Annotated in this window: 6 protein-coding genes; 4 read left to right on the forward strand and 2 right to left on the reverse strand. The window is 37.7% G+C overall.

The features are described from left to right. The first annotated feature begins 1 nt into the window (after window position 1). On the forward strand, window positions 2-328 hold the full coding sequence (locus tag ACTHJT_RS03000; protein ID WP_440236269.1) for a YbaB/EbfC family nucleoid-associated protein: 327 nt from the start codon (window positions 2-4) through the stop codon (window positions 326-328). 1 nt (window position 329) lies between these two features. Further along, the gene (locus ACTHJT_RS03005) at window positions 330-1,343 is read left to right on the forward strand and encodes a glycosyltransferase family 2 protein (RefSeq protein ID WP_440236271.1); all 1,014 of its coding nucleotides are present in this window, start codon (window positions 330-332) and stop codon (window positions 1,341-1,343) included. A 12-nt stretch (window positions 1,344-1,355) separates the two neighbouring features. On the opposite strand, the gene ACTHJT_RS03010 is transcribed toward ACTHJT_RS03005, so the two are convergent. Both ACTHJT_RS03010 and ACTHJT_RS03015 read right to left on the reverse strand, forming a co-directional pair. After that, the gene (locus ACTHJT_RS03010; RefSeq protein ID WP_440236273.1) at window positions 1,356-2,561 is read right to left on the reverse strand and encodes an OmpA family protein; all 1,206 of its coding nucleotides are present in this window, start codon (window positions 2,559-2,561) and stop codon (window positions 1,356-1,358) included. 48 nt (window positions 2,562-2,609) lie between these two features. Next, entirely contained in the window at window positions 2,610-2,831 is a 222-nt protein-coding gene (locus ACTHJT_RS03015; protein ID WP_440236275.1) for a PspC domain-containing protein, read from the reverse strand. Between the two features lie 168 nt (window positions 2,832-2,999). On the opposite strand from ACTHJT_RS03015, the gene ACTHJT_RS03020 reads away from it, so the two are divergent. Both ACTHJT_RS03020 and ACTHJT_RS03025 read left to right on the forward strand, forming a co-directional pair. Next, entirely contained in the window at window positions 3,000-4,763 is a 1,764-nt protein-coding gene (locus ACTHJT_RS03020) for a hypothetical protein (RefSeq protein WP_440236276.1), read from the forward strand. Window positions 4,764-4,915: 152 nt separating this feature from the next. Beyond that, complete coding sequence (locus ACTHJT_RS03025; protein ID WP_440236278.1) at window positions 4,916-5,896, forward strand: pyruvate dehydrogenase complex E1 component subunit beta; 981 nt, start codon at window positions 4,916-4,918, stop codon at window positions 5,894-5,896. Window positions 5,897-6,003: the final 107 nt, after the last annotated feature.

The raw sequence follows: 6,003 nt of genomic DNA on the forward strand, positions 1-6,003 counted from the left end.
GATGGGCATGATGGGTAAAGTAAAAGAAATGCAGGCCCGCATAAAAGAAATAAAAGATGGTTTGATTCATACAACTGCCGAAGGCGAATCCGGAGCCGGTCTGGTAAAAGCACTTGTAAATGGTGCAAAACAGGTTGTACGCATTGACATAGATCCTTCTCTATTAAAAGAAAGTGACAAAGCAATTCTGCAGGATTTAATTGTTGCAGCGGTAAATAAAGCCATGCAAAATGTAGAAGAACGAACACAGGAAGAGTTCAGAAAAAAAACAGAAGGCTTGTTACCAAACATACCTGGCATGGATCTGGGCAATATGTTTGGTATGTAAAATGAATCAGTCAACTGCAATTGTTATCCTTAACTGGAATGGCAGGAAACAGCTACAGACATTTCTTCCCTCTGTAGTCAGCTATTCTCCAGGTGCCGAAGTTATCGTCGCTGACAATGCTTCAACCGACGATTCCATTTCATGGGTACAAAAAAACTTCCCGTCTGTACGAATCATCTCTCTAGCCCAAAATCTTGGCTACGCAGGTGGTTATAATGAAGCATTAAAATTTGTTGATGCGGATTTTCTTGTTTTAGTGAATTCAGATGTCGAAGTAACAGAGCATTGGCTGGAACCAATGATTACTGCTCTTCAAACAAACGAGAAGATTGCGGCCTGCCAACCTAAAATTTTAAGCTACCAGGAAAAAGAATTCTTTGAATATGCCGGGGCCGCAGGAGGCTTCATCGATCAATATGGCATTCCATTCTGCAAAGGACGCATTCTTAATTCTATTGAAAAAGATGAACAGCAGTACAACCAACAGGACTTAATCTTTTGGGCAAGCGGCGCCTGTATTTGTATCCGCAATTCTGTCTTTAAAAATGCAGGAGGTTTTGATTCGGATTTCTTCGCACACATGGAAGAAATTGATTTATGCTGGACCATACACCGCATGGGTTATGATATTGCATACATTCCGTCAAGTACGGTATATCATGTTGGAGCAGCTACTTTAAAAAAAGAAAACCCGAAAAAGACTTTTCTGAATTTCAGAAACTCACTCTGGATGCTTCAGAAACACTTACCTGCTGATAAATTATTTTTAATATTATTCATCCGTATGTGCCTGGATGGACTTGCCGCATTGCATTATCTGAGCAGAGGTCAGTGGCGACAGTTTGCTGCTGTTTTCAATGCACACATGTCTTTCTACTTCAGTTCAAAAAATAAAGGAAAAAGAAAAGCACTGTCAATCCTTCCATACGTCTATACAGACACTACCCTTATTCTGAAAAAATCAATTATCAGCAGTTACTATTTAAAAAGTCAAAAGAAATATACAAGTTTATAATACGGGCAGAGATTATTTTAATATTTCCATCTCCACTCTTCTGTTAGGTTTACGTGTATCTTCCGTTTTATTATCAGTTATCGGGAAAGCCCCGCCATAGCCTACTGTTTCAATTCTATCTGCAGCAACGCCCTTACTTACCAGGTATGCTTTTACATTTTTCACCCGCTGCTCAGAAAGCAGAATATTCAATTTAGGATCTCCCTGGTTGTCGGTATGACCTATAAAACGTACGCGCACTTCCGTATCCCGGTTCATCCATTCTGCTATCAGATCGAGTTCTTTTTTAGCCTGCGGCAACAGATCAGCTTTACTCTGCATGAACAATATATTCTTTAGGATTACACGATTGATCGTATCGACCGATTGTGTATCTTTTTCTTCTACTGGTTCCGGAGGTAAAACTTTTTTATATCGGATCGCATATGTTCCTTTATTTAGGGAATCCTGATTACCTTTCTCAATTCCATATTCAGATAGAGGTACTTTTCTTGCAACCACCGGTTTAGTATAATCCCGGTGCATATTTGTCGTAATTTTTAATGGAGGCTTGTATCCCTCAGGCATAGTTTTAACATATACAAGTGATATGTCGTCCAAAGCTAAATCATTGCCATTAATATTGGGATTAACATTTTCTATGCATATACGGACTGGCCCGTTGTGTTCACCCGAATACCAGGTACCTGATGCTTTGAGCCATTTAAATAAATGGAAGTAATCCTTTTCCTCAGCAATCACATCTTCTCCTATCGTAACCCGGATATGAGGATCATTGCCTTTGACGTCTCCGTTTTCAAATGCAAAATTTGTTTTAGGAGGTAAAAGCCGGTACAGGTTGCAGAAATAAACCGAAAAGTCGTATTCTGAATTGGGAATGACCTGGATTTTACTGCACCAGACATTCTGAGATGGTAATCCATTTGAATTGGCGACAAAATACAATCCATAACCGCCTTCAGTATGATCACCGCCAACCGGATCTTTAAAGTCTTTATTCAGGGAAGAAGCTGAAGCTGTGACAGAATAAGAACCGGGAGGAGTTGAAGATGCCGAATACGAGTAAGCGCTTTCAAAATCGACATTCCCCATTTCGAAGGAACCGTTGGAAATAACATTTTTGCCCGTTACTTGTGCAACAGATGGTACTGAGGCGCTATACCATAAAATAAGTGAAATAATAAACGTATTTGTAGCCTTAAAACTGAATGGGCGCATTTTAAGAAGCAGGGATATTTTAAAGGATACAACGAATTGTATGGAATTTTATATATCCCAAACAGGTTTTCTATTATTTCGCATGTGTTTATGCATATTCATAATGAATACCAAAGCCATGTAAATAATGATTGGTGAACCAAACGTAAAAAAAGATAAATATATGAAAAACAGCCTGATACTTGCTGAAGCAATACCCAATCGCTGCCCCCAATAGGAACAAACGCCAAACGCCCGAGTCTCGAAAAAGGATATTAATTTATTCATCATCTAAATTACGCATTTTCCTTCAAGTTAAATATAGGCATTTTTTCTCCAAATAAACAAAATAAAATCCAAAATTGGTTGTTTTACATTATTCATACCATTATTTTCGCATTCAAGGAAACTAATTTGTTAATTATGATATTAAATAGAAAGAGCACAACAGTAGCATTAATGGCAGCTGGTTTGTTAGCAATGAACTCTTGCTCCTTAAAGCAAATGGTTAAAATGGCTAAAGACCAGGAGTTAACAGTAACGCCATCTCCATTAGAAGTTCACGGTGACAGTGTAGCATTTGATATATCTGCTACGTTACCTGTTAAAATGCTTAAAAAGAATAAAATTTATTCTGTAAGCACATTTTACAAAAACGGTGATGAAAAGATTGAATTAGGTTCATTTGACTTTGTATCAACGGATTACCCGGATGCTAAAACAAGCACACCTACTCTTAAAAAACACCAGGCTTTTGCTTATAAAACAGAAATTGGTAATGGTGACTTAATAGCGATCGGTACTGCTTCAAATTTAGATAAGACAAAAACTAAATCAACAGCTGAATTCCCAATTGCAAAAGGTCTTATTACTACATCAAGATTAGTAAAAGATTATGCTTACGTAGCATATGCTGACCATGGCTATAACAATAAAGAAGAATTGATTCCTGCAACTGTTAATTTCTACTTCGAACAAGGTAAATCTGTTCTAAGAAATTCAGAAATGAAAGGTCAGAATGCTAAGTTTTTAGATGCTTTCATCACTGCAAAACACGTTACTCGTACAATCAGCGTAATTGGTCATCACTCACCAGAAGGTACTGAGACTAAAAATGCTAACCTTGCGAACGAACGTTCTGTAGTTATCGAGAAGTATGTAAAATCCAGAATGAAACATTTCAAACAAGATTCTCTGGTAAATACAATCCAATTCGTAACAAAAGGCGATATCAAGGATTTTGAACCAATGAAAGCTGAAATTGCTAAAGACACGAAATTGTCTCCTGAGCAAAAAGCAGAATTATTGAACATTATCGATGGTAGCGGCGACTTTACTGCTAAACAACAGCAGATTGAAAAATTACCATACTATAACAAATTAGTATTGGCTCACTTATACCCTACTTTACGTACTGCCAGAACTGAAATCTGGACAGTAAAACCTAAGAAAACAGATGCTCAGATTTCTTTATTAGCTGGTCAAATTTCTTCAGGTAAAGTTTCTTTAGATACATTAACTGCTGAAGAATTAGGTTACGCTGGTACATTAACTAATGTGCTTTCTGAAAAAGCTGCAATCTATGAAGCATTGATCAAGAAAACAGATAACTGGGTTGCATATAACAACTTAGGTGCTGTTTATGTTGAAATGGCTAAAGCTGAAGGCGATCAGAACAAGAAAAAAGAATTGCTTAACAAAGCAATCAACACACTTGAAATGTCTATCAAAAAACAAGACAGCGGTGAAGCTCACGTAAACTTAGCTTCAGCTTACATCTTATCTGGTGTTCGTGATTCAGCTCGTGACGAAGCAAACAAAGCTGTAGCTTCTAACGCTAGCGACGCTGTTAAAAAAGGTGCTAACGGTATCTTAGGTACTGTTGATATCAAAGACGGTAAATATGAATTAGCATTACAGGATTTATCTAAATCTAACGATTCACTTCAAGTGAAATTCAACTCTGCATTAGCGAGCTTATTGAAAAAAGATTTCAACACTGCTAAAGCTGGATTTGAAAACTACAAAGCTGCTGCTCCACAGGACGCTGCTGGTTACTACTTAGCTGCTGTTACTGCTGCTCGTTTGAAAGATGAGGCTTCATTAACTTCTAACCTTCAGAAAGCAAAAGCATTAAGCGCTGCTTTCGGCGAAAGAGCTGCTTCTGATATGGAATTCTACGATTACTGGAATTCTGATAACTTCAAAAATGCACTTAAATAATCATTTTCGATAAAGTAAAAAAACCTCTGCTAAAAAGCAGAGGTTTTTTTTTGCCCAATCCATTGATATTAACGTTTTAATCGAAAATTTATCTTTGTAATTGCAGGCAATATATTTATTTTTGTTAGGTTGATATATATTGAAAGTTTGATATGAGAGAAATACAGTTCCGTGAAGCTCTTCGTGAGGCGATGAACGAAGAAATGAGAAGAGATCCTAATGTATTGCTATTAGGAGAAGAAGTTGCAGAATATAACGGTGCATATAAAGTAAGTCAGGGTATGTTGGATGAATTCGGTCCGAAACGTATCATCGATACCCCTATTTCTGAATTAGGTTTTGCAGGTATAGGTGTTGGAGCTGCAATGAATGGTCTTAGACCAATTATTGAATTCATGACGTTCAACTTCTCCCTGGTTGCTATTGACCAGATTATCAATGGCGCTGCGAAGATCATGTCTATGTCAGGCGGTCAATATACCTCTCCAATCGTATTCAGAGGTCCTACAGGTAACGCAGGGCAATTAAGCTCTCAGCACTCTCAGAACTTTGAAAACTGGTTTGCAAATACACCGGGCTTGAAAGTAATCGTTCCTGCCAATCCATATGATGCTAAAGGTTTATTAAAAGCTGCTATCAGAGACAATGACCCTGTAATCTTCATGGAATCTGAAGTAATGTATGGTGATAAAGGCGCTGTTCCTGAAGGTGAATATCTGCTTCCAATCGGTGTAGCTGATGTTAAACGTCAGGGTACTGATGTTACCCTTGTATCATACGGTAAAATATTAAAAGTAGCATTACAGGCTGCAGAAGACCTGGCTAAAGAAGGTGTTTCTGCAGAGGTAATTGATTTACGTACTGTGCGTCCGATTGACTTTGAAACGATTGTAAACTCTGTTAAAAAGACAAACAGACTGGTAATTGTTGAAGAAACCTGGCCATTGGCAAGTATCTCTTCTGAGATCTCTTACCACGTTCAACGTTATGCATTTGACCACCTGGACTCTCCTATCTTACGTGTAACAAGCCGTGATTTACCGCTTCCTTACGCTCCTACATTGATCCAGGAAATTTTACCAAACGTGAAACGTACAATCGATGCAGTAAAAACTGTTATGTATCAGAACTAATTTATCTTGAGATATACAAAAAGAAGAGTCCCGATGGCTATAGCTATCGGGACTCTTTTGTTATCATTGCCTTCTTAAAGGTTTGTAACCTTACTTCATCAGTTTTT

This window comes from Cytophaga sp. (assembly GCF_051961495.1).
Classification (GTDB): domain Bacteria; phylum Bacteroidota; class Bacteroidia; order Cytophagales; family Cytophagaceae; genus Cytophaga.

Excerpts from the sequence above, each read along its gene's own strand:
- ACTHJT_RS03020 (WP_440236276.1), top strand. The coding sequence starts at position 3,000 with ATGGCAGCTGGTTTGTTAGCAATGAACTCTTGCTCCTTAAAGCAAATG.
- ACTHJT_RS03025 (WP_440236278.1), top strand. The coding sequence starts at position 4,916 with ATGAGAGAAATACAGTTCCGTGAAGCTCTTCGTGAGGCGATGAACGAA.
- ACTHJT_RS03005 (WP_440236271.1), top strand. The coding sequence starts at position 330 with ATGAATCAGTCAACTGCAATTGTTATCCTTAACTGGAATGGCAGGAAA.
- ACTHJT_RS03010 (WP_440236273.1), bottom strand. The coding sequence starts at position 2,561 with ATGCGCCCATTCAGTTTTAAGGCTACAAATACGTTTATTATTTCACTT.
- ACTHJT_RS03015 (WP_440236275.1), bottom strand. The coding sequence starts at position 2,831 with ATGATGAATAAATTAATATCCTTTTTCGAGACTCGGGCGTTTGGCGTT.
- ACTHJT_RS03000 (WP_440236269.1), top strand. The coding sequence starts at position 2 with ATGGGCATGATGGGTAAAGTAAAAGAAATGCAGGCCCGCATAAAAGAA.